At 74.9% G+C, this 18,414-nt stretch carries 22 protein-coding genes; 12 read left to right on the top strand and 10 right to left on the bottom strand.

Annotated features, from left to right (window positions below; all coding sequences use genetic code 11):
- Window positions 1-22 precede the first annotated feature (22 nt).
- Window positions 23-448, bottom strand: coding sequence for a pyridoxamine 5'-phosphate oxidase family protein (locus tag ACIBQ6_RS37090; protein ID WP_397217762.1), 426 nt, complete (start codon window positions 446-448; stop codon window positions 23-25).
- Window positions 449-704: 256 nt separating this feature from the next.
- Between ACIBQ6_RS37090 and ACIBQ6_RS37085 the strand changes: the two genes are divergently transcribed.
- The 8 genes from ACIBQ6_RS37085 (at window position 705) to ACIBQ6_RS37050 (ending at window position 7,535) form a co-directional block, all read left to right on the top strand.
- The gene (locus ACIBQ6_RS37085; protein WP_397217760.1) at window positions 705-1,871 is read left to right on the top strand and encodes a globin domain-containing protein; all 1,167 of its coding nucleotides are present in this window, start codon (window positions 705-707) and stop codon (window positions 1,869-1,871) included.
- A gap of 73 nt (window positions 1,872-1,944) precedes the next feature.
- Window positions 1,945-2,436 (top strand): hypothetical protein, encoded by a 492-nt coding sequence (locus tag ACIBQ6_RS37080; protein WP_358300485.1) that lies wholly within the window; start codon window positions 1,945-1,947, stop codon window positions 2,434-2,436.
- A 15-nt stretch (window positions 2,437-2,451) separates the two neighbouring features.
- Window positions 2,452-3,009, top strand: a complete 558-nt coding sequence (locus ACIBQ6_RS37075) for a hemerythrin domain-containing protein (protein WP_397217758.1) — start codon at window positions 2,452-2,454, stop codon at window positions 3,007-3,009.
- Window positions 3,002-4,429 (top strand): nitronate monooxygenase, encoded by a 1,428-nt coding sequence (locus ACIBQ6_RS37070; RefSeq protein WP_397217755.1) that lies wholly within the window; start codon window positions 3,002-3,004, stop codon window positions 4,427-4,429. Before ACIBQ6_RS37075 ends, ACIBQ6_RS37070 begins: the two co-directional genes overlap by 8 nt.
- A complete protein-coding gene (locus ACIBQ6_RS37065) occupies window positions 4,426-5,616 on the top strand; it encodes a TIGR04053 family radical SAM/SPASM domain-containing protein (protein ID WP_397217753.1) in 1,191 nt (396 codons plus the stop codon). Before ACIBQ6_RS37070 ends, ACIBQ6_RS37065 begins: the two co-directional genes overlap by 4 nt.
- Before the next feature lie 7 nt (window positions 5,617-5,623).
- Window positions 5,624-5,995, top strand: coding sequence for a hypothetical protein (locus ACIBQ6_RS37060; protein ID WP_397217750.1), 372 nt, complete (start codon window positions 5,624-5,626; stop codon window positions 5,993-5,995).
- Window positions 5,992-6,429 carry a hypothetical protein gene (locus ACIBQ6_RS37055; protein WP_358300499.1) on the top strand — a complete coding sequence of 146 codons (438 nt, stop codon included), beginning with the start codon at window positions 5,992-5,994 and terminating at the stop codon, window positions 6,427-6,429. The genes ACIBQ6_RS37060 and ACIBQ6_RS37055 overlap by 4 nt, the downstream gene beginning before the upstream one ends.
- A 110-nt stretch (window positions 6,430-6,539) precedes the next feature.
- Complete coding sequence (locus ACIBQ6_RS37050) at window positions 6,540-7,535, top strand: Acg family FMN-binding oxidoreductase (protein ID WP_397217748.1); 996 nt, start codon at window positions 6,540-6,542, stop codon at window positions 7,533-7,535.
- A gap of 470 nt (window positions 7,536-8,005) precedes the next feature.
- Here the strand turns inward: ACIBQ6_RS37050 and ACIBQ6_RS37045 are convergent, their stop codons facing one another.
- On the bottom strand, window positions 8,006-8,455 hold the full coding sequence (locus tag ACIBQ6_RS37045; RefSeq protein WP_397217745.1) for a hemerythrin domain-containing protein: 450 nt from the start codon (window positions 8,453-8,455) through the stop codon (window positions 8,006-8,008).
- A gap of 202 nt (window positions 8,456-8,657) precedes the next feature.
- Between ACIBQ6_RS37045 and ACIBQ6_RS37040 the strand changes: the two genes are divergently transcribed.
- On the top strand, window positions 8,658-9,461 hold the full coding sequence (locus ACIBQ6_RS37040; RefSeq protein ID WP_397217744.1) for a class I SAM-dependent methyltransferase: 804 nt from the start codon (window positions 8,658-8,660) through the stop codon (window positions 9,459-9,461).
- Here the strand turns inward: ACIBQ6_RS37040 and ACIBQ6_RS37035 are convergent.
- Entirely contained in the window at window positions 9,430-10,011 is a 582-nt protein-coding gene (locus ACIBQ6_RS37035; protein ID WP_397162972.1) for a hypothetical protein, read from the bottom strand. The two genes, ACIBQ6_RS37040 and ACIBQ6_RS37035, sit on opposite strands and share 32 nt — an antisense overlap.
- 125 nt (window positions 10,012-10,136) lie before the next feature.
- On the opposite strand from ACIBQ6_RS37035, the gene ACIBQ6_RS37030 reads away from it, so the two are divergent.
- Window positions 10,137-10,739: an RICIN domain-containing protein gene (locus ACIBQ6_RS37030; protein ID WP_358300516.1), complete on the top strand. Its 603-nt coding sequence runs from the start codon at window positions 10,137-10,139 to the stop codon at window positions 10,737-10,739.
- A 46-nt stretch (window positions 10,740-10,785) separates the two neighbouring features.
- Here the strand turns inward: ACIBQ6_RS37030 and ACIBQ6_RS37025 are convergent, their stop codons facing one another.
- Both ACIBQ6_RS37025 and ACIBQ6_RS37020 read right to left on the bottom strand, forming a co-directional pair.
- Window positions 10,786-10,950 (bottom strand): BBE domain-containing protein, encoded by a 165-nt coding sequence (locus ACIBQ6_RS37025; protein WP_397217890.1) that lies wholly within the window; start codon window positions 10,948-10,950, stop codon window positions 10,786-10,788.
- On the bottom strand, window positions 10,931-12,361 hold the full coding sequence (locus ACIBQ6_RS37020; protein ID WP_397217743.1) for an MDR family MFS transporter: 1,431 nt from the start codon (window positions 12,359-12,361) through the stop codon (window positions 10,931-10,933). Before ACIBQ6_RS37020 ends, ACIBQ6_RS37025 begins: the two co-directional genes overlap by 20 nt.
- A 98-nt stretch (window positions 12,362-12,459) precedes the next feature.
- On the opposite strand from ACIBQ6_RS37020, the gene ACIBQ6_RS37015 reads away from it, so the two are divergent.
- Window positions 12,460-13,104, top strand: a complete 645-nt coding sequence (locus tag ACIBQ6_RS37015; RefSeq protein WP_358300527.1) for a TetR/AcrR family transcriptional regulator — start codon at window positions 12,460-12,462, stop codon at window positions 13,102-13,104.
- On the opposite strand, the gene ACIBQ6_RS37010 is transcribed toward ACIBQ6_RS37015, so the two are convergent.
- The 5 genes from ACIBQ6_RS37010 to ACIBQ6_RS36990 form a co-directional block, all read right to left on the bottom strand.
- Entirely contained in the window at window positions 13,094-13,684 is a 591-nt protein-coding gene (locus ACIBQ6_RS37010) for a response regulator transcription factor (protein WP_357978136.1), read from the bottom strand. The two genes, ACIBQ6_RS37015 and ACIBQ6_RS37010, sit on opposite strands and share 11 nt — an antisense overlap.
- A 44-nt stretch (window positions 13,685-13,728) precedes the next feature.
- A complete protein-coding gene (locus ACIBQ6_RS37005) occupies window positions 13,729-14,946 on the bottom strand; it encodes a sensor histidine kinase (protein WP_397217741.1) in 1,218 nt (405 codons plus the stop codon).
- Between the two features lie 77 nt (window positions 14,947-15,023).
- A complete protein-coding gene (locus tag ACIBQ6_RS37000; RefSeq protein WP_397217740.1) occupies window positions 15,024-16,535 on the bottom strand; it encodes a nitrilase-related carbon-nitrogen hydrolase in 1,512 nt (503 codons plus the stop codon).
- A gap of 113 nt (window positions 16,536-16,648) precedes the next feature.
- Entirely contained in the window at window positions 16,649-17,263 is a 615-nt protein-coding gene (locus ACIBQ6_RS36995) for a TetR/AcrR family transcriptional regulator (RefSeq protein WP_397217739.1), read from the bottom strand.
- 45 nt (window positions 17,264-17,308) lie between these two features.
- Window positions 17,309-17,521: a DUF6653 family protein gene (locus ACIBQ6_RS36990; RefSeq protein WP_397217888.1), complete on the bottom strand. Its 213-nt coding sequence runs from the start codon at window positions 17,519-17,521 to the stop codon at window positions 17,309-17,311.
- A 14-nt stretch (window positions 17,522-17,535) separates the two neighbouring features.
- Here ACIBQ6_RS36990 and ACIBQ6_RS36985 point away from each other — a divergent pair, with 14 nt between their 5' ends.
- The gene (locus ACIBQ6_RS36985; protein ID WP_397217738.1) at window positions 17,536-18,414 is read left to right on the top strand and encodes a phosphotransferase family protein; all 879 of its coding nucleotides are present in this window, start codon (window positions 17,536-17,538) and stop codon (window positions 18,412-18,414) included.

The raw sequence follows: 18,414 nt of genomic DNA, 5'->3' as shown, positions 1-18,414 counted from the left end.
GCGCCGCCCGGTCAAGGACCCGTCACCCGACGGCCGCGCGGGCGGGCGCGATGCGGCGGCCGGAGATCTGCTCGGCCTCCACCACGATGTAGTGGTCCCGGTCGCCCGGCGCCCACGTCGTCAGCGGCAACTCAGCCAGGCGGGCCAGCTCGGCGGCCTCGGTCACCTCGCGCGCGTGCCCCACCGCCGTGACCGACCAGCCGGTACGCCGCCCGGCGTCGAAGTCGTCGGCCTCGAAGGCCACCACGGCCCGCCGGGTGGCCGCCGCCAGCTTCGACCCCGTCGCGGTGCGGATCACGATGGACCGCCCGTCGAGACAGAAGTTCACCGGCTGGACGGCGGGCAGGGCACGATCGGTGAACACGATCCGCCCGATGGGCATCGAGGACAGCAGCAGGAAGCACTCCTCCTCGGAGAGCACCTGCAGTCCGGACGAGTCGAGCTGCATGCTCTCCAGGATCCCCCACCCGCCCCCGCCCGCGGCAGGGACGAAAGTCCCATCTTCCCCCGCGACCGGCCCGCGACCGGCCCGCGACCGGCCCGCGACCGGCCCGCGACCGGCCCGCGACCGGCCGGATGTCCCGTCCGGGACCTTCGGCCCTTCAAGTGCGGACGTTCGCCCCGGTCAGCGGCCGGGCCCCGCTCCCTAGCCTGGGGTCCGGCCCGCGGTCGCGGGTCTCCCCCCTGGGACTGTGGAGGTCACAATGTTGTCCGCGGAATCCGCCGCCGTCGTCCGCGCCACGCTGCCCGTCGTGGGCGCCTCGCTCGACGCCATCACCGAGCGGTTCTACGCGACGATGTTCGCCGACCGGCCCGACCTGCTGGACGGCCTGTTCAACCGCGGCAACCAGGCCAGCGGCGAGCAGCGCAAGGCGCTGGCCGCCTCCGTCGCCGCCTTCGCCACCACCCTCCTGGACCACCCCGACCAGCGGCCCGACCACCTGCTCGCGCGCATCGCGCACAAGCACACCGCGGTCGGCGTCACCGACGACCAGTACGTGATCGTGCACAAGTACCTGTTCGGCGCGATCGCCGAGGTGCTGGGCGAGGCCGTCACCCCGCAGGTCGCCGCCGCCTGGGACGAGGTGTACTGGCTGATGGCCGGCGCCCTGATCGCGATGGAGGCCCGCCTCTACGCCGACGCCGGCGCCGTCGAGGGCCGCACGTGGCGGCGCTGGCGGGTGGCCGGCCGCCGCGAGGAGACGCCAGACGTCGCCTCTTTCCTGCTCACCCCGCTCGGCGAGGAGCCCCCGCCGCCCGCCCGACCCGGCCAGTACGTCAGCGTCCAGGTCGAGATGCCCGACGGCGTGCGCCAGCTGCGCCAGTACACGCTGTCCAACGCCGGCGACGGCCTGCGCCGCATCACCGTCAAGCGCGTGGACGGCGACCCCGCCGGCGAGGTGTCCACCCTGCTGCACACCACCGTGCGCCAGGGCGACGAGCTCACCCTGTCGGCGCCCTTCGGCGACGTCACCCTGGACGACTCCGAGGCGCCGCTGGTGCTGGTGAGCGCCGGCATCGGCGGCACCCCCATGGTCGCCATGCTCGACCACCTCGCCGCCACCGGCTCCCGCCGCCGCGTCCTGGCCCTGCACGCCGACCGCTCGCCCGACCGGCACGCGCTGCGCGAGGACATGACCCGCCTGGCCCCCGAGCACGTCTTCTGGTACGAGCACGGCGCCCAGGCCCCCGACCGCGACGGCCTGATGGACCTCGGCGGCGTGCCGATCCCGCAGGGCGCGGTCGCCTACCTGTGCGGGCCGCTGCCCTTCATGCGCGAGGCGCGCGCCGCGCTGCTGAAGGCCGGCGTGGCGGCCCGCGACGTGCACTACGAGGTCTTCGGGCCCGACCTGTGGCTCGCCGCCGGCTGACCGCCCGCCCAGGCGGCCCGCCCGCCGGCCCACCCGCCGGTCCACCGGCGATCCACGTGACCAGGAGGATGAGATGAGCGTTGTCCGAGGCGCGGCGAGGGCGCTGCTGGGCGCCGCCGGCGCCGCGATGGCGGCCGCCGGCCCCGTCATGGCCGCCCGAGGCGTCCAGGCGCGCGGCGAGATCCGCGACGAGCTGCGCCGGCAGGCCATCAGTTTCCCCGGCAAGGGGCTGCCCGCCGAGCTCGCCGCCCACGAGGGCCGCGCCGTCCTGACCGGCCCGCAGGCCAGGGCCTACGCCCAGGTGATCGGCCGCAACGTGCTGACCGCCACCGGCGGCCGGACGTACGCGCAGGTCAGCGCCGAGCTGTTCGCGGCGGGCGGCGCGGACGCCGAGCTGGAGAGCCTGCGGCAGACCGCCTTCACCGGCCAGATGCTGCGCGCCTCCCTGCTCAACGCCTACCAGGCCTGGCAGCTCGGCAACCTGGCCATCGGCCTCGGCGGGCTGCTGACGCTCACCGGCGCCGCCCTGCTGACCTGCGGCGCCACCCTCGCCGCCGACGAGTGACAGGGGACGGGAACCATGCGACCGGCGACGTCCGGAACCCTCCAGCCGGAGGACTGTGTGCTGTCCATCGGCCATCACTTCACCGAGACCTTCCACGCCGAGCACCGCGAGGTCAGGGACCTGCTGCTCGCGCTGATCGACGCCTTCGGCGCCGGCGACGCGGCGCGGGCCGGGAAACTGGTGGCGGCGCTGTCGGCGGCCGTCGGGCCGCACTTCCGCTACGAGGAGGAGGCCATGTACCCCGGCCTGACGTCCGTCCTCGGCGCGCACTACGTGGACAAGCTGCTCAGCGACCACGACGACACGATCCGCAACATCCGCGAGCTGGCCGAGCTGGCCGACCTGGCCGCGGTCGACGGCCTGGGCGAGATCGACGAGAACCAGGCCGCCTGGGGCGTCGCCCTGGCACGGGAGATCCTGCCGCACGTCAGCGACTGCGACGGCCTGTCGCTCATGGTCGAGACGCTGCCCGAGGACGACGTCGTGCACATCCTGGCCACCCGCGAGGTGGCCAGGGAGATCAACGCCGACGTGCTCACCTGGGCCGGCACGCTGCGGGCGCGGCGTGTCTGAGGCCGGGCTCCCCGTCCTGATCCAGGGCGGCATGGGCGTCGCGGTGTCCGGGTGGCGGCTGGCGCGCGCGGTCGCCCGCACCGGGCAGCTCGGCGTGGTGTCGGGCACCGCCCTGGACGTCACCCTGGCCCGCCGCCTCCAGCGCGGCGACCCCGGCGGCGACCTGCGCCGGGCACTGGCCGGCTTCCCCATCCCCGAGATCGCCGAACGGGTGCTCGGACGCTGGTTCGTGCCCGGCGGGATCGCGCCCGGCACGCCGTACCGGCCGGTGCCCCGGCTCGGGCTGCGGCCCAGCCGGGCCCGCGACGAGCTGGCCGTGGTCGCCAACTTCGCCGAGGTCTTCCTGGCCAAGCAGGGCCACGACGGGCCGGTCGGCGTCAACTACCTGGAGAAGATCCAGCTCGCCACGCCCGCCGCCGCCTACGGCGCGATGCTGGCCGGCGTCGACTACGTGCTGATGGGCGCCGGCATCCCGGCGGAGATCCCGGCGCTGCTCGACGCCTTCGCCGCCCACCGCCCGGCCGAGCTCGCCGTCGCGGTGGCCGAGGCCGGCGACGCCCGCCACACGGCCGGCCTCGACCCGGCCGCGCTGTGGCCCGGGACCGCCCCGGCCGGGCCGCTGCGGCGTCCCAAGTTGCTGGCGATCGTCTCCTCGCACGTGCTGGCCGCCTACCTGGCCCGCTCGCCGGTGACCAGGCCCGACGGGTTCGTCCTGGAGACGCCGGTGGCCGGCGGGCACAGCGCGCCGCCGCGCGGCCGGCTGGTGCTCGACGAGCGTGGCGAACCCGTCTACGGGCCGCGCGACGAGGCCGACACCGCCAAGGTCGCCGCGATCGGGCTGCCGTTCTGGCTGGCCGGCGGCTACGCCACCCCCGGCGGCGCGGCCGGCGCGCGGGCCACCGGCGCCGCCGGCATCCAGGTCGGGACGGCGTTCGCGCTGTGCCGGGAGTCGGGCCTCGACGACGGCCTGCGGCGGCGCATGCTGAGCCGGGCCCGCCGGGGCGCGCTGGAGGTGCGCAACGACCCGCGCGCCTCGCCCACCGGCTTCCCGTTCAAGGTCGCGGGCCTGCCCGGCACCCTGTCGGAGCCCGAGGTGTTCGACCGGCGTCCCAGGCTGTGCGACCTGGGCTACCTGCGCACCCCGTACCTCAGGCCCGGCGGCGCGATCGGCTACCGCTGCCCCGCCGAACCCGTGGACGCCTACGTCCGCAAGGGCCGGCCCGCCGAGGAGGCCGAGGGCCGCCAGTGCCTGTGCAACGGGCTGACCGCCGCCATCGGCCTGGGCCAGCACCGCGCCGACGGCTACCACGAGCCCGCCCTGCTCACCCTGGGCCAGGACCTCGGCTTCCTGGACGGCCTGCCCGACGACCACTCGGCCGCCGACGTCGTGGACCACCTCCTGCGAGGAGCACCCGCATGACCGCACCACCCGGCGGGCGGCCGCTGCGCCGCGTCCGGCGCGACGTCGCCGCCGGCCCGTTCATCGTGATCTGGGAGGCCACCCGCGCCTGCCCGCTGGCCTGCCTGCACTGCCGCGCCGAAGCCGTGCCCGACCGGCATCCGGCGGAGCTGACCACCGAGGAGGCGTTCCGGCTCATCGGCCAGGTGGCGGACTTCGGCACGCCCCCGCCGCTGTTCGTGATCACCGGCGGCGACCCGTTCGAGCGGCCCGACCTGCTCGACCTGGTCCGCCACGCCCGCGCCCGCGGCCTGGCCCCGGCCGTGTCCCCGTCGGCCACCCCCGCCCTCGACCCGGCCAACCTCGCCCGGCTGCGCGAGGCCGGGGCCGCCGCCGTCTCGCTCAGCCTCGACGGCGCGACCGCGCCCGTCCACGACGCCTTCCGCGGCTACGACGGCGTGTTCACCCGCACCCTGCGCGCCTGGCGGGCGGCCCGCGAAGCCGGGCTCAAGGTGCAGATCAACACCACCGTGACCCGCCACAACCTGACGAGCCTGCCGGACATCGCCGCCCTGGTACGCCGGGAGGGCGCGCTGCTGTGGAGCGTGTTCTTCCTCGTGCCCACCGGCCGGGGCCGCGACCTGTCGGCCCTGACCCCGCAGGAGACCGAGGACGTGCTGCACTTCGTGCACGACGTCGGCACCGCGATCCCGGTCAAGACCACCGAGGCGCACCACTTCCGGCGGGTCGCCGTGCAACGGCTCATCCTGGCCGGACAGGGCGTGGACCACGCCGAGGCGCTCCGGCTCGGCCCGCTCTACCGCACCCTGCGGCGACGCGCCGAACAGGCCGGGCTGATCGAGGAGCGGCGCACCCGCCGCCCGCCCGTCGACGTCAACGCCGGACGCGGGTTCGTCTTCGTCTCCCACACCGGGACCGTGCACCCCTCGGGCTTCCTCCCGCTGGACGCCGGGAACGTGCGCGACCGGCCCCTGACCGGGATCTACCGTTCCTCGCCGCTGTTCACCGCGCTGCGCGACCCCGACCGGCTCACCGGCCGCTGCGGCGCGTGCGAGTTCCGCACGATCTGCGGCGGCTCCCGCTCCCGCGCCTACGCTTGCTCGGGGGACGTCCTCGGCGAGGAGCCGTGGTGCGCCTACGAGCCCGGCAGCTTCCCCTACCAGAAGGAACTGGCCGCCCATGTATGAGCCGCCCGTGCATGACAGGAGAAGGGCCGGCGCGCTGGCCGCGCCCTACGACACGATGCTGGCCGCCTACGCCGCCGCGCTGGCCGGCTCGCCGCTGGCCGCCTCCAGCAAGGCCAGCTACCTGCGCCGCGTCGGCCGCTACCTGACCTGGGTCGCCGCCGCCTCCGACCGCGGCCTGCTGGCGGGCGAGCCGCTGGCCGACACGACCGTGGCCGTCCGCACCGCCCACGCCTACCACGGCGAGCTGCGCGGCCGCTACGCCCCCAGCACGATCAACAGCACCCTGGCCGCGCTGGAGGACTTCTACGCCCGGCTCCACCTCGGCGCGACCGGCATCCCGCGCCGGCCGGCGCCCGGCGACCGGGCGGGCGCGCGATGACCTGGTGGGCGGTGGTGCGCTTCCTGCACGTGCTGGGGGCCGCGCTGTGGGTCGGCGGCCAGCTCGCCGTCTCCCTCGTCCTGCTGCCCCTGGCCCGGCGCCTGCTGGACGACGAGCGCCGCGCCCTGGTGCTCGGCGCCGTCGGCCGCCGGTTCGGGCTGCTCACCGCCGCCCTGTTCCTGCCCCTCCAGCTCGCCACTGGCGTGGCCATCGCCTGGCACAAGGGCGTCACCTGGGCCTCGCTCGCCGAACCCGGCTACGGCCGCGTCCTGGCCGCCAAGCTCCTGCTGTTCTGCGCCGTCATGGCCGCCGCCGCCCTGCACGGCTGGGCCGCCGCCCGCGCCCGACCCCGGCTGGCCCGGACGATGGCCGTCAGCGCCCTGGTGGGGTCGATCGGCGTCGTGCTGCTGGCCGCCGCGCTGCCCGCCACCTGATCATGGCCGATCGGAGGCGCGGAAAGGGACTTTGGTCCCTGACGGCGGCACCGCCGGCCGCGCCATCGTGGAGACATGCCCGCAGCAACCGACGTGCCGGGAGCCCCGCGATGACCGGCGCCGGCCTCGCCCGCCCCTGGGACGGACCCTTCGCCTCACATGCCGGCGTGCGCCGGATCGTCGCCGCCGCCGTCGCGGCGCCCTCGGTGCACAACACCCAGCCCTGGCGCTTCCGCCGCCTCGACGACGCCACCATGGAGCTGTACGCCGACCTCGACCGGCTGCTCGCCGTCACCGACCCCCTGGGACGCGGGCTCGGCATCAGCTGCGGGGCCGCGCTGTTCAACCTGCGGCTGGCGGTCCGGATGACCGGGCACGACCCCGGCGTCCTGCCGCTGCCCGACCCGGGCGGCCGGCCCGAGCTGCTGGCGACCGTGCGGGCCACGCCCGGCGGGCCGCCCACCCCCGACGAGCGGCTGCTGCACGACATGATCCCGCACCGGCGCACCAACCGCTTCCCCTTCGAGCGCCGCCCGCTGCCCAGGGACGTCCTGCTCGACCTGGTCAACGCCGCCCACGACGAGGACGCCACGCTCCTCCTCGTCAAGGGCGGGACGGCCAGGCGGGTCCTGGACATGGTCGCCCTGGCCGACGACACGCTGACGGCCGACGCCGCCTACCGGGCCGAGCTGGCCCGCTGGACCCGGCCGGCAGGCGGCCCCGACGGCGTCCCCGCCCACGCCTTCGGCCCGCGCCCCCGCTCCGGCGAACTGCCCATGCGCGGCTTCGGCGGCGGCGAGGTCGCCGACTTCGAGGCCGAGCCGCAGCTCGTCGCCCTGTTCACCCAGGGGGACGGCCCGCACGACTGGCTGCGCGCCGGGCAGGCCCTGCAACGCGTCCTGCTCACCGCCACCGCGCACGGCGTGGCGGCCTCGATGTTCAGCCAGCCGCTCGACCTGCGCCCGCCGCAGCACCGCGGCGACCGTCCCGGCCCGTTCGGGCACGTGCAGATGCTGATCAGGCTCGGGTACGGGCCGCCGGTCCCGCGCGTCCCCCGGCGCCCGGTGTACGAGGTCCTCGACCGGACGGGGGCCCGGCGTGCCTGAGCGGCGCCGCCCCCGATCCACCGGCCCTCGGCGGCCGCAGACAGGAAGGTGCCCGGACTGCCGGTCGACATCCGGATAGAGAGCGGCAGGCCGATCGACGCGACACGGTCCATAAGGAGGGCGCCTACCGGCTGCGCACCGGGGACGCGGGCGGCGCGCAGGCCCTCGACCTGGCCCCGGCGCAGGGCGGCTTCGCCGAACTGGTCTTCCCGGCGGCGGGCACGTACCCGATCGTGGACCACACGATGCGGCAGGCGGAGGCGGGCGCGCACGGCCTGTTCAAGGTCGGCGCCCCACCGCAGCACTGACCCGCCGGAGGACCGACCCGCCGCCGCGAGGACGCGTACGCTTCGGCCGGTGAGCCGGTGAGCCGGTGAGCCGGTGAGCCGGTGAGCCGGTGAGCCGGTGAGCCGGTGAGCCGGTGAGCCGGTGAGCCGGTCAGCCGGTCAGCCGGTCAGCCGGTGAGCCGGTCAGCTGGTCGTCGCCGGGGACTGGTCGGGCGTGATGCGGTCCCAGGCGGCCAGAGGCAGCATGATGACGGCCGCCGGGAACAGGCCGTGCTCCTCGTGGTCGATGTGCCAGTGGAGGCGGTCGAGGGCGTCCAGCACGGCGGGCCAGTCGGGCGCGGCCGGGTCGATCGCGCCGAGGATGCCGTGGATGTCGGCGTGCTCGGCGCACAGCCGCTCCACCTCCTCGGCCAGCGACCCCTCGGCGCGCAGCTCGGCGAACAGCCCGCGCTCCTCGGTGTCGGTGTGCGGGACGAGCCGGGCCATCAGGTCCGCCAGCAGCGCCACGGCGTCACCGTGGCGCAGCTCCCCGATCGCGCGGCGCAGCGCCCCCGCGCACTCCTGGATGTCCCAATGCTCCTGGGACAGGCGGCCGATCAGTGGGAACTCCCGGCAGCCGCAGTAATTGCACATGGTCACGTCCTTACAGGAGGGTCGCTTCTCGACGGCGGCAGCCGGGGCGCGCGCATGCGCGTACCGCTCCTCGGGCCGCCCCTTGCCTCCACCCTTCCCGGCGGGACGACGCGCCGGTCAGGGCCGAAAGTCCCGGATCGCCCCCGACCTCCGTCGGAAAACCACGTGACGGGCGCCCGCGGCGTCGGGGACGATCACGGCCATGGAGTACGGCGAACTGGTCGCGCGGGCGTCGGCGGCGGCGATCGAGGGCTGGGACTTCACCGCCCTGCGCGGCCGGGTCGTGGAGGAGCCGCTGCCCTGGAGCTACGAGCGCCTCCTGCGTGACCGGCTGAACGGCGCGGCCTCGCTGCTGGACATGGGAACCGGCGGCGGCGAGTTCCTGGCCGGGCTGACGCCGCTGCCGCCGCGCACCGCCGCCACGGAGGGCCACCCGCCCAACCTGCCGATCGCCCGCCGCCGCCTGGAGCCGCTCGGGGTCGAGGTGGCCGCGATCCGGGAGGACGACGTGCTGCCGTTCCCCGCCGACGCGTTCGCCGTGGTGGCGAACCGGCACGAGTCCTACGACCCGCGCGAGGTCCGCCGCGTGCTGGCCGGCGACGGGGTCTTCGTCACCCAGCAGGTGGGCGGCCGCGACCTCGAAGAGGTCAACAGGGCCCTGGGCGCGCCGCCGCTCGCGTACCGCGGCTGGGACCTCGCCCGTGCCGCCGCCGGGCTGGCCGAGGCCGGGCTCACCGTGACGTGGAGCGCGCGGGCACGGGTGCGGACGACGTTCCACGACGTCGGGGCGCTCGTGCTGTTCCTGCGGATGGTGCCGTGGCAGGTCCCCGATTTCGACGCCGTCCGGTACGGCCCCCGCCTGCGCGCCCTGCACGACCGGATGGCGGGCGGCCGGCCGCTGACCGCCCACGCCCACCGCTTCGCCCTGCTGGCCCGCCGCTCACCCGGAGCCGGGGCGCGGCGGGCGTCCGGTCTCACCTGCTCCACGCCTCGTGGACGGTGGTGATGGCCGAGGAGACGGGCCGGCCGCCGGGCCACGTGACGGCCGGCCGGCCCGGCACGGGGACGCCGTCCACGGTGATCGAGGCGTGCTCGCACGGGATGATCTGCATCGACAGCCCGTGGCTGACGCCCAGCAGCGGGAAGTCGGCCATCGAGAACGGCCTGGCGTCCAGCGGCCCGGTGATGCTGACCGCCAGGCCGGCCGCCGTCGCGTGCGTGCCCGTGGCGGGGTCCACGCGCAGGTCCACGGCGGCCCGCTGCACCCGCGCGGCCGGCCAGGACGGCAGCGCGGCGGCCTCGTCGAAGTGCCGGACGAAGTGCTCCTCGATCCATGTCCCGAGCTCCGGGTCGTCGCTGACGACGCGCAGCCCGGCGGGCGTCCACACCACCATCACCGCGCCGGCGCCGTGCGTGGACCAGTCGACCTGCCACAGGGAGGCGTACCCGGTGGGGACGTCGCCGTCGTAGAGGGTGACGTACGGGTTGGCGCCGGCGAGCAGCGGCCGGCGGGTCACGTAGGCGCTCGTCGGCGCGCCCTCACTGGTGCTGAGCATGAGCCGATCATGGACGCTCCCACCCCTCGATGGCCAGCCCGCCCACCTGAGTAGGGCGGTACTCATGCCCTCCCGCCGCCGCCGGCGCACCCTGCAAAGGACGGAACACCGGAAAGGAGCATGCGGTGCGCAAGGGCGTACATCTTCGACGGATCGGCCGCCGGGGGCTGCTGGCCGTGATCATGGTCGTGTCGGTCGCCGTGCCCCTGTGGTCGGCGGCGGCCCCGGCCTCCGGGGCCGTGGCGGCCCGCGGGCGCACGCTCGCCGAGCCCTGGTCCAACCTGTTCGAGATCCGCCGGCGCTTCCCCGCGCCGGAGAAATGCGTGGACGTCGACAACGGCTACACCTTCGACGGCGCCAACGTGAAGCAGTGGGAGTGCGTCAACGTCCCGCAGCAGCACTGGCAGTCCCAGCGGGTGGCCCCCGGGAGCGAGTGGTTCTTCCTGCGCGCCCAGCACAGCGGCAAGTGCCTGGACGTCGACAACGGCTACACCTTCGACGGCGCGAACGTGAAGCAGTGGCAGTGCGTGAACGTCCCGCAGCAGATGTGGCGCTGGAAGTACGCCTACACCGACGCGTGGTGGAACACCTTCTACTTCCTGGAGAACCAGAAGAGCGGCAAGTGCCTCGACGTCGACCACGGCTGGACGCACAACGGCGCCAACATCCAGCAGTGGACCTGCGACGAGTACGCGGGTCAGCAGTTGTGGTACTTCCGGCCGGTGTGACCCGGCCGGACGGCGCCGGCCCGGCTCCCTCCGGGCCGGCGCCGCCTCACGGCGCGGCCGGGGCGATGTTGTGGTTGACGCGGAACAGGCGGTCCGGGTCGTACCGGGCCTTGAGCGCGGACAGCCGCCGGTGGTCCGCCTCCTCGCGCAGCAGCGCGCTGCGCGGGTGCGCGAGCGCCTGGTCGACCTGCTCACCCGCCTGGCCGACCATCACGCCGCGCCGAGCGGAAGAAGGCCACCGGAACCAGGGTGACCAGGCACAGTCCGAAGGCCCACCAGAAGGCGGTGCCGTAGGCGTGCGCCGGGCCGTCGCCCCGGCGCAGCCCGCTGTCCAGGACGGTGGTGAGGATGGCGGTGCCCAGCGAGCCGCCGAGCCGGTTGACGACGTTCAGCGCGCCGGCGGCGCCCGGCGTCTGCTGCCGGTCGACCGAGGCGTACGCCGCGGCCATGGTGGGCGCGGAGACGCCGCCGATGCCCAGGCCGTACAGGACCAGGCAGAGGGTCAGCAGCCAGGTGTCCGGACGGGCGGGAGCCTGGGTGAAGGCGAGCAGCCCGGCCAGTGAGAGCACGAGCCCGCCGGTCACGACGGCGCGCGGGCCGTGGCGGTCGGCCAGCCGCCCGGCGGCGAACGAGCCGACGGCGGCCCCGAGCGCCTGCGGGGTGAGCAGGAGGCCCGTCGAGAGCGTGTCGGCGTGCCGGTCGTGCTGGAAGAACAGCGGCAGCAGGATCATGGAGCTGTAGAGCGAGGCCCCGAGCAGGAACAGCGCCACGCAGGCCGCGGTGAACCCGCCCTTGGCGAACAGGCGTACGTCGATCAGCGGCTGACGGCGGGTGCGCAGCGCGTGCACGACGTAGCCCCCGACCAGCGCCAGCCCCGCGCCGACCAGCGCGGCGGGCGTCCACGCCCCCTCGCGCCCGCCCGCCGTCGTCAGCCCGTAGACCACCGCCGCCAGGCCGGGGGAGAGCAGCGCCAGGCCGAGGAGGTCGAGCCTGGGCGCGCCGCCGTCCCCGTCCTCGTTCTCGTCCTCGTCCCGGGCCAGGACGCGGGCGGCCACCGGCAGGACGAGCAGGCAGACGGGCAGGTTGAGGTAGAAGATCCAGCGCCAGTCGAGCTGCTGGACGACCAGGCCGCCCACGATCGGCCCGAGCACCGGGGCGAACATGACGGGGATCGTCAGCACGCTCATGGCCCGGCCGATCCTGGACGGCCCGGCCGCCTGGGCCAGGATCGCCTGGCCCACGGGGTTCATCAGCCCGCCGCCGACCGCCTGCACGAGCCGGAACGCGATGAGGGCCGGCAGGGACCAGGCCAGGCCGCACAGGGCCGAGCCGGCGGTGAAGACCGCCACGGCGGCCATCCACGTGCGCTTGGCCCCGAACCGCCGGCTCAGCCAGCCCGACAGGGGCATGACCACCGCGATCGCGAGCAGGTAGCCGGCCGCCACCCACTGCACGTCGGTCAGCGACGTGCGGAAGTGCGCCGCCATCGCGTCGGCCGCGATGCCCACGGCGGTGGCGTCGATCGTGGCCAGGATGGGGGCCGCGATCAGGACGATCCCCATGCGCAGCAGGTGCGGGTCGAGCCGGTCGCGCGCGGCCCCGGCGGCGGAGGTGGCGGTCATCGAACACCCTTAGGATCGATTGACTGGGACGACTCCAAACACTAGGTCCGACCTAATCGTTAGGTCAAACCTAATGAACGCGCGGAAGGGCACAGCTCGTGACCGAACGATCCAAGGGTTTGCGGGAGCGCCAGAAACACCAGACCCGGCAGCTCATCTCCGATGTCGCGACCGGCCTGTTCCTGGAGCGCGGCTACGACGACGTCACCATCGCCGACGTCGCGGCCGCCGCCGGCGTGGCCAAGATGACCGTCACCAACCACTTCCCGCTGAAGGAGGACCTCATCCTCGACCGGCACGAGGAGGTGGTCGACGGCCTGGCCAGGGCCGTGTCGCGGCGCGAGCCCGGCGAGTCGGCCCTGGAGGCCGCGCACCGCGACTACGACGAACGGCTGCGCCGCCGCGACGGCGCGATCCCCGACGCCGGCGCCGACTGGCAGCGGATGGTACGCGACACGCCGGTGCTGCGGGCCCGCCTGCGCCAGCTGCACGACCAGGCCGAGGCCAGGCTCGCCGCCGTCCTGGCCGAGGAGACCGGCGACGGCGGCGTCACGCCCCGCCTGGTGGCCGCCGCGCTCGCCGGGGTGGAGCGGCTGCTGTTCGACGAGGCCCAGCGCCGGGTCCTGGCGGGGGAGGAGTCCGAGGAGATCTTCGCGGCCCTCGCCCGCACCGCGCGGCAGGCCTACGACCTGCTGCGGCCCGCCATCGGCGACTACGCCCGCCGCGCCCCGGTCAGCGGTTGAGATAGGCCAGGACGGCCAGGACCCGGCGGTTGTCGTCCTCGGACTCGGGCAGCTGGAGCTTGCCGAAGATGCTGGAGATGTGCTTGTTGACCGCGCTGGCGGAGATCACGAGCTGGTGCGCGATCGCCGTGTTGGACCGCCCGGCGGCGATCAGGCTCAGCACCTCCCGCTCGCGCGGACTCAGCTCGCCGGTGCGGCCACGCGCGTCGCCGCGGGTCAGCAACTTGGCGATGACCTGCGCGTCCATCGCCGTGCCGCCCCGGCTCACCGAGGTGACCGCGTCGATGAACTGCCCGGTGTTGGCCACCCGGTCCTTCAGCAGGTACCCGACCGCCCCCGCGCCGTCGGCCAGCAGCTCGCGGGCGTAGAGCTGCTCCACGTACTGCGACAGCACCAGCACCGGGAAGCCGGGCCGGTCGCGGCGCGCCTGGATCGCGGCCTGCAGCCCCTCGTCGGTGAACGACGGCGGCAGCCGCACGTCGACGACCGCCACGTCCGGCCGCTCCTCGGCCAGCGCCTTGCGCAGCGACGGCCCGTTGTCGACGGCGGCCACGACCGTGAAGCCGTGCTCGGTCAGCATGCGGACCAGCGCGTCCCGGATGAGGAACAGGTCCTCGGCGACGACTACTCGGACCTGATCGCGCACGGCACCTCCAGATGCACCCGGGTGGGCCCGCCGGGCGGGCTGTCCACGGCGATCGTCCCGTCGAAGACGGCCAGCCGGCTCTGGATGCCGCGCAGCCCGGTGCCGTCGGCCGGATCGACGCCGCCGCCGCCGTCGTCCACGACGTCGCAGCTCAGCACCCCGTGCCGGTAGGCGAGCGTGATCTGGACCGTCGCCGCCCCGGCGTGCTTGCTGGTGTTGGCGAGCAGCTCGTTGACCGCGAAGTAGACGGCCGACTCCACCGGCGGCGCGGGCCGTCCGGCCAGGTCGGTGGTGACCTCGACGTCGAGCAGGCAGTCCAGGGCCAGAGCCCGGATCGCGTCGGCGAGGCCGCGGTCGGCCAGGACCGGCGGATGCACGCCGCGTACCAGGTCGCGCAGCTCGTCCAGGGCCTTGGAGGAGGACTCGCGGGCCGTGGCCAGCAGGGCGCGGGCCGCCTCAGGGTCCTCGTCGAACAGCCGCTCGGCGTGGCCCAGCCCCATGCCCAGGGCGACCAGCCGGGCCTGCGCGCCGTCGTGCAGGTCGCGCTCGATCCTGCGCAGCTCGGCGGCCTGGGCGTCGACGCTGTCGGCGCGCGTCTCCACCAGCGTCTCGACCCGCTGCTCCAGCGCGGCCCTGCGCGACGGCCCGAGCAGCGCGCCGGCCCAGCGGGCGCGCAGGCGCAGCAACGGGGGGCCGATGTAGAGGCCGAGCGCGATCAGCGCCAGCCCGACCGGGATCGCCGCCAGCGCGGCGCCCGTCGAGGTGACGTGGATGACGCCGTAGGCGTTCGCGCCGCCGGCCCGCAGGTTGGCCCGCCACACGAACGGCTGCACCGCCACGCCGTACAGGCCGTACAGCGGCATGCCCAGCGCCAGCGCGGACGCCCACGTGCCCATGAGCGGGTCGAGGACGCCCCAGAGCACGTCCCGCCAGGTCGCCGGGTCCTTCAGCAGCGCGGACGCGTCCGTCCCCGGACCGTAGGGACGCTCGACGCGCACGCCGAGCCGGCCCGCCAGCCGCCGGGCCGCGTCCGCGACCGCGCGCTGCAGCGACACCGCCTGCCGGAACGCCCCCCGGCCCACGCCGGCCACCGCCGGCACCGCGCTGAGCACGACCAGGACGGCCGCGAGCACGCCGGCCACCGACAGCCCGATCATGGCCAGCGCCCGCACCGGCGTCGTGAGTCTCGCCTTCACCCCTCGTCTCCCCGTCGTCCGCGTCCTCGCGTTCCGCGCCCGTGGCATCATCGCACCTTCCTCCGGAAATCCCATGGTCAGCCCCGGTACGCGGCCCGCCGGAGCACGGCGAGCCCGGTCAGCCCGGCCAGGGCGGCCGCGCACAGCCCGGCGAACAGGTCGCCGACCAGGCCGTACAGCGTCCAGGCGCCGCGGGCCGGGACGGAGACGACCATGCTCTGCCGCACCGTGCCGAAGTAGTTCGCCCTGGCCAGCGGGGTGCCGTAGGCGTCGACGGTGATCGCCAGGCCGTTGCTGGCCGTCCGGACGAGGCTGTAGCCGTTCTCCACGGCCCGGAACACCGCGTTCGCCGCGTGCATGCGCTCGATGCCCTTCCAGTCGTTGGCCGGCACGAACATGACGTCGGCGCGGGTGCGCAGCGTGGCGGGGAAGTCGGCGTCGAAGCAGATGACGTGGGCCAGCCTCCCGTAGGGCGTGCCGGTCACCGGCACGACCCCGTCGCCCGGCCGCAGGCTCTCCATGCCGGGCACCGGATGCGCCTTGTCGAAGACCGACGCCACCCGCCCCTCGGGGGTCACCAGCACGGCCAGGTCGCGGGAGCGCGGCTCCCCGTCGAGGACGACGGCCACCCCCATGTCGAGATAGACGCCCTTCTCCCTGGCCAGGTCCTGGGCCTTGCGCAGGAAGCCGGGGTAGTCCTCGCCGAGCACGACCGCGGCGGTCTCGGCCCAGGCCACGATCCGGGCGCCGCCGTCGGCCTCGGTCCGGGTGCGGGCGAACAGGTCGTCGTCGATCACCGCGAACGCCTTGCGCAGCGTCGGCTTCTGCTCGGGCAGGACCTGCGGGGTGTGGAAGTTGTCGATCTCCCGCATGCGTTTCTCGGCGGCCGGCGAGGCGCTGATCCCGGCGACGCGCACCAGCTCCGGCGCGGCCGGCGCGGCCGCCAGCCGCAGGCCGCCGCCGAGCAGCACCGAGACGAGCACCGAGACGTACGTCAGCGTGACGCCCCGGACCGACGGCCAGGCCCCCCGGCGTTCCAGCAAGAGGTTGACGACCGGCGCGGCCCACGCCATCAGGAAGCTGATCCCGTAGACGCCGGTGACGGACGCCGTCTGGAGCAACGGCAGGTTCGCCGACTGCGTCGCGGCCAGCGGCCCGAAGATCGTACCCAGCGGGCTGACCGTGGCGATCAGGAACTCGGCCGTCACCCGGGCGGCCGGGAAGACCAGCGTGCCGGCGATCGGGGCGAGCCGCCGGACGAGCAGCCGGTCGGCCAGCAGCGGCAGGCTCAGGACCAGGCTGAGCAGCAGGCAGCCGAGCAGGATCGGCGGGACGGTGAGCCCGCCCGCCGCCGCGACGAAGACCACCGTCGTCGCGGCGGCCGACAGGCCGACGGCCGCGAGCCCGGCCGGCCCGCCCGAGCTGCGGGTGAAGCGCATGAGGCCGATGGAGAACAGCCATCCGGCCAGCGGGACCGACCATTCGCTGTTCGTGCCGAACAGCCCGAGCACGATCCCCGCCGCCAGCCAGGCGTATTTTCGCCGGCCGCCGGCCAAGTGGGGGATTGTCGTGGTTGCGGTGTTTGCCATGGACAGGAGCCTCGCCGATCGCGCGGCGGCCGCCATTGCGGCTGACTCTCGACTCCCCCTGTAGTTATCTCCACCCCCGGGAGGCCATCTGCGGGGGGCCATCTGCGGGGAGGTCAGCCGCCGGGACGGGCCAGCCCCGAGGCGACGATGTCGATGAGCAGGTCGATGATCCTGGGGTGCAGGTCCGGATCGCCGAGCCGCTCGGCGAACATCGGCACCAGCAGCACGCACTGCAGCACGCCGATGATGACCGCGGGCTCGGCGTCGACCAGCTCGCCCGCGGCCCGGCGGGCGGTGACGTACTCGGTGAGGGCGGCGGCCGGGCTGCCGGACATCGCGGCGACCCGTTCGGGGTCGAGCTTGCGGGCCACCGCCTGCATCTCCTCCGGATGGGTCATCAGCCGGCGCCACAGGGGATTGACCGACAACTCCTCGACGGTGGCGTGCAGGAACCGGCGCAGCGCCTCGCGCGGGTCGTCGGCGCTCATCAGCGCGCCGTCGATGACCCGGCGCCGCACCTCGCCGGTCTGGCGCAGCATCAGCTCCAGGTACAGCGCCTCCTTGGAGTCGAAGAAGACGTAGAAGCTGCTCTTGGCCACCCCCGTGGGGGCCATCAGCTCCTCCAGGGAGGTCTTGCGCAGCCCCTGGCCGGTGAACAGCTTCTCGCCGTTCGCCAGCAACAGGGCGGTGATGCGGGCCTTCTCCTCTGCGGTGAACGCGGGCGGCATCGGGGACAACCTTCCTGCACGACCAGTCATGCCGATCAGATGTTGTCACGAACCCGCGGCGGCGGCGCGGCGCAGGCCCTCCTCGTAGACGGCCACGAAACGGTCGATCTGCCACAGCTGGGAGACGATGATGGGCGTCAGGCCGAACAGGGACGGCCACGGCTCGACGCGGACGAGCCCGTACGCCATGATGCCCAGGCCGACGGCGGCCATGGCGAGCAGCCGGCGGATCATCTGGCGGTGCGCCGGGCTCGGGATGATAGAAAACGATCATGACCCGAACCTTCCTGCGGCCCGACGACGTGCGCGACCTGGTCGCCGAGCAGTTCGGCGCCGACCGGCGGCCGGCCGCGCTCGACCGGCTGACCGGCGGCAGCAAGAAGGGCGTCTACCGGCTCCGGCTGGACGACGCGACCAGCGTGATCCTCTACGTCTGGGCGGAGGGCGAGAACTACTGGCCGCCGTCCCCGGCGGTCGAGGACGACCCCTTCACCGACGCGTCGGGAGCGGACCTGTTCGCCGCCGGCCACGCGGCCCTGACCGCGGCGGACGTGCGGGTGCCCCGGCTGCTGGCGCTCGACCCCGGCGGCCGCCACCTCGGCGCCGCCCTGCGCCGCATGCACACCACCCTCGGCCCGTCCTACGGCAAGCTCGCCCACCTGGCCGACGGCCGGGCTCGGCCGTCCCGGCCCGCCGAGGACGTCGTCCTGGACCGCGCGCTCGCCCACCTCGCCGCCGTCGCCGACCGCGACGCCCGGATGGGCCGGGCGCACGAGCGGATCGCCGCCCACGTGCGCCGCCTGCGCGACGCGGTCGCCCCCCGCGAACGGTACGGGCTCGTGCACGGCGAACTCGGGCCGGACCACGTGCTCGTCACGCCCGCGGGCGAACCCGTCATGATCGACTTCGAGGGCCTGACCTACTTCGACGCCGAGTGGGAGCACGCCTGGCTGCGCATGCGCTTCGAGGACGCCTACCCGGCGCTGCGCCCGCCCGCCCTCGACCCCGACCGGCTGGAGCTCTACCGGTACGCGCAGGTGCTCTCGCTGATCGAGGGCCCGCTGCGCATCGCCGACACCGACTTCCCCGACCGGCGCTGGATGCTGGACCTGGCCGAATGGAACATCGCCAAGGCCCTCGCCGTCCTGTGA

This window comes from Nonomuraea sp. NPDC049655 (assembly GCF_044465465.1).
GTDB lineage: Bacteria > Actinomycetota > Actinomycetes > Streptosporangiales > Streptosporangiaceae > Nonomuraea.
This window is presented reverse-complemented; position numbering and strand designations above follow the sequence as displayed.

Bases quoted from the DNA above. Each gene is read 5' to 3' on its own strand.
- ACIBQ6_RS37090 (WP_397217762.1), bottom strand. From the start codon at position 448: ATGCAGCTCGACTCGTCCGGACTGCAGGTGCTCTCCGAGGAGGAGTGC.
- ACIBQ6_RS37085 (WP_397217760.1), top strand. From the start codon at position 705: ATGTTGTCCGCGGAATCCGCCGCCGTCGTCCGCGCCACGCTGCCCGTC.
- ACIBQ6_RS37080 (WP_358300485.1), top strand. From the start codon at position 1,945: ATGAGCGTTGTCCGAGGCGCGGCGAGGGCGCTGCTGGGCGCCGCCGGC.
- ACIBQ6_RS37075 (WP_397217758.1), top strand. From the start codon at position 2,452: ATGCGACCGGCGACGTCCGGAACCCTCCAGCCGGAGGACTGTGTGCTG.
- ACIBQ6_RS37065 (WP_397217753.1), top strand. From the start codon at position 4,426: ATGACCGCACCACCCGGCGGGCGGCCGCTGCGCCGCGTCCGGCGCGAC.
- ACIBQ6_RS37055 (WP_358300499.1), top strand. From the start codon at position 5,992: ATGACCTGGTGGGCGGTGGTGCGCTTCCTGCACGTGCTGGGGGCCGCG.
- ACIBQ6_RS37050 (WP_397217748.1), top strand. From the start codon at position 6,540: ATGACCGGCGCCGGCCTCGCCCGCCCCTGGGACGGACCCTTCGCCTCA.
- ACIBQ6_RS37045 (WP_397217745.1), bottom strand. From the start codon at position 8,455: ATGTGCAATTACTGCGGCTGCCGGGAGTTCCCACTGATCGGCCGCCTG.
- ACIBQ6_RS37040 (WP_397217744.1), top strand. From the start codon at position 8,658: ATGGAGTACGGCGAACTGGTCGCGCGGGCGTCGGCGGCGGCGATCGAG.
- ACIBQ6_RS37035 (WP_397162972.1), bottom strand. From the start codon at position 10,011: ATGCTCAGCACCAGTGAGGGCGCGCCGACGAGCGCCTACGTGACCCGC.
- ACIBQ6_RS37025 (WP_397217890.1), bottom strand. From the start codon at position 10,950: ATGGTCGGCCAGGCGGGTGAGCAGGTCGACCAGGCGCTCGCGCACCCG.
- ACIBQ6_RS37020 (WP_397217743.1), bottom strand. From the start codon at position 12,361: ATGACCGCCACCTCCGCCGCCGGGGCCGCGCGCGACCGGCTCGACCCG.
- ACIBQ6_RS37010 (WP_357978136.1), bottom strand. From the start codon at position 13,684: ATGCTGACCGAGCACGGCTTCACGGTCGTGGCCGCCGTCGACAACGGG.
- ACIBQ6_RS37000 (WP_397217740.1), bottom strand. From the start codon at position 16,535: ATGGCAAACACCGCAACCACGACAATCCCCCACTTGGCCGGCGGCCGG.
- ACIBQ6_RS36995 (WP_397217739.1), bottom strand. From the start codon at position 17,263: ATGCCGCCCGCGTTCACCGCAGAGGAGAAGGCCCGCATCACCGCCCTG.
- ACIBQ6_RS36985 (WP_397217738.1), top strand. From the start codon at position 17,536: ATGACCCGAACCTTCCTGCGGCCCGACGACGTGCGCGACCTGGTCGCC.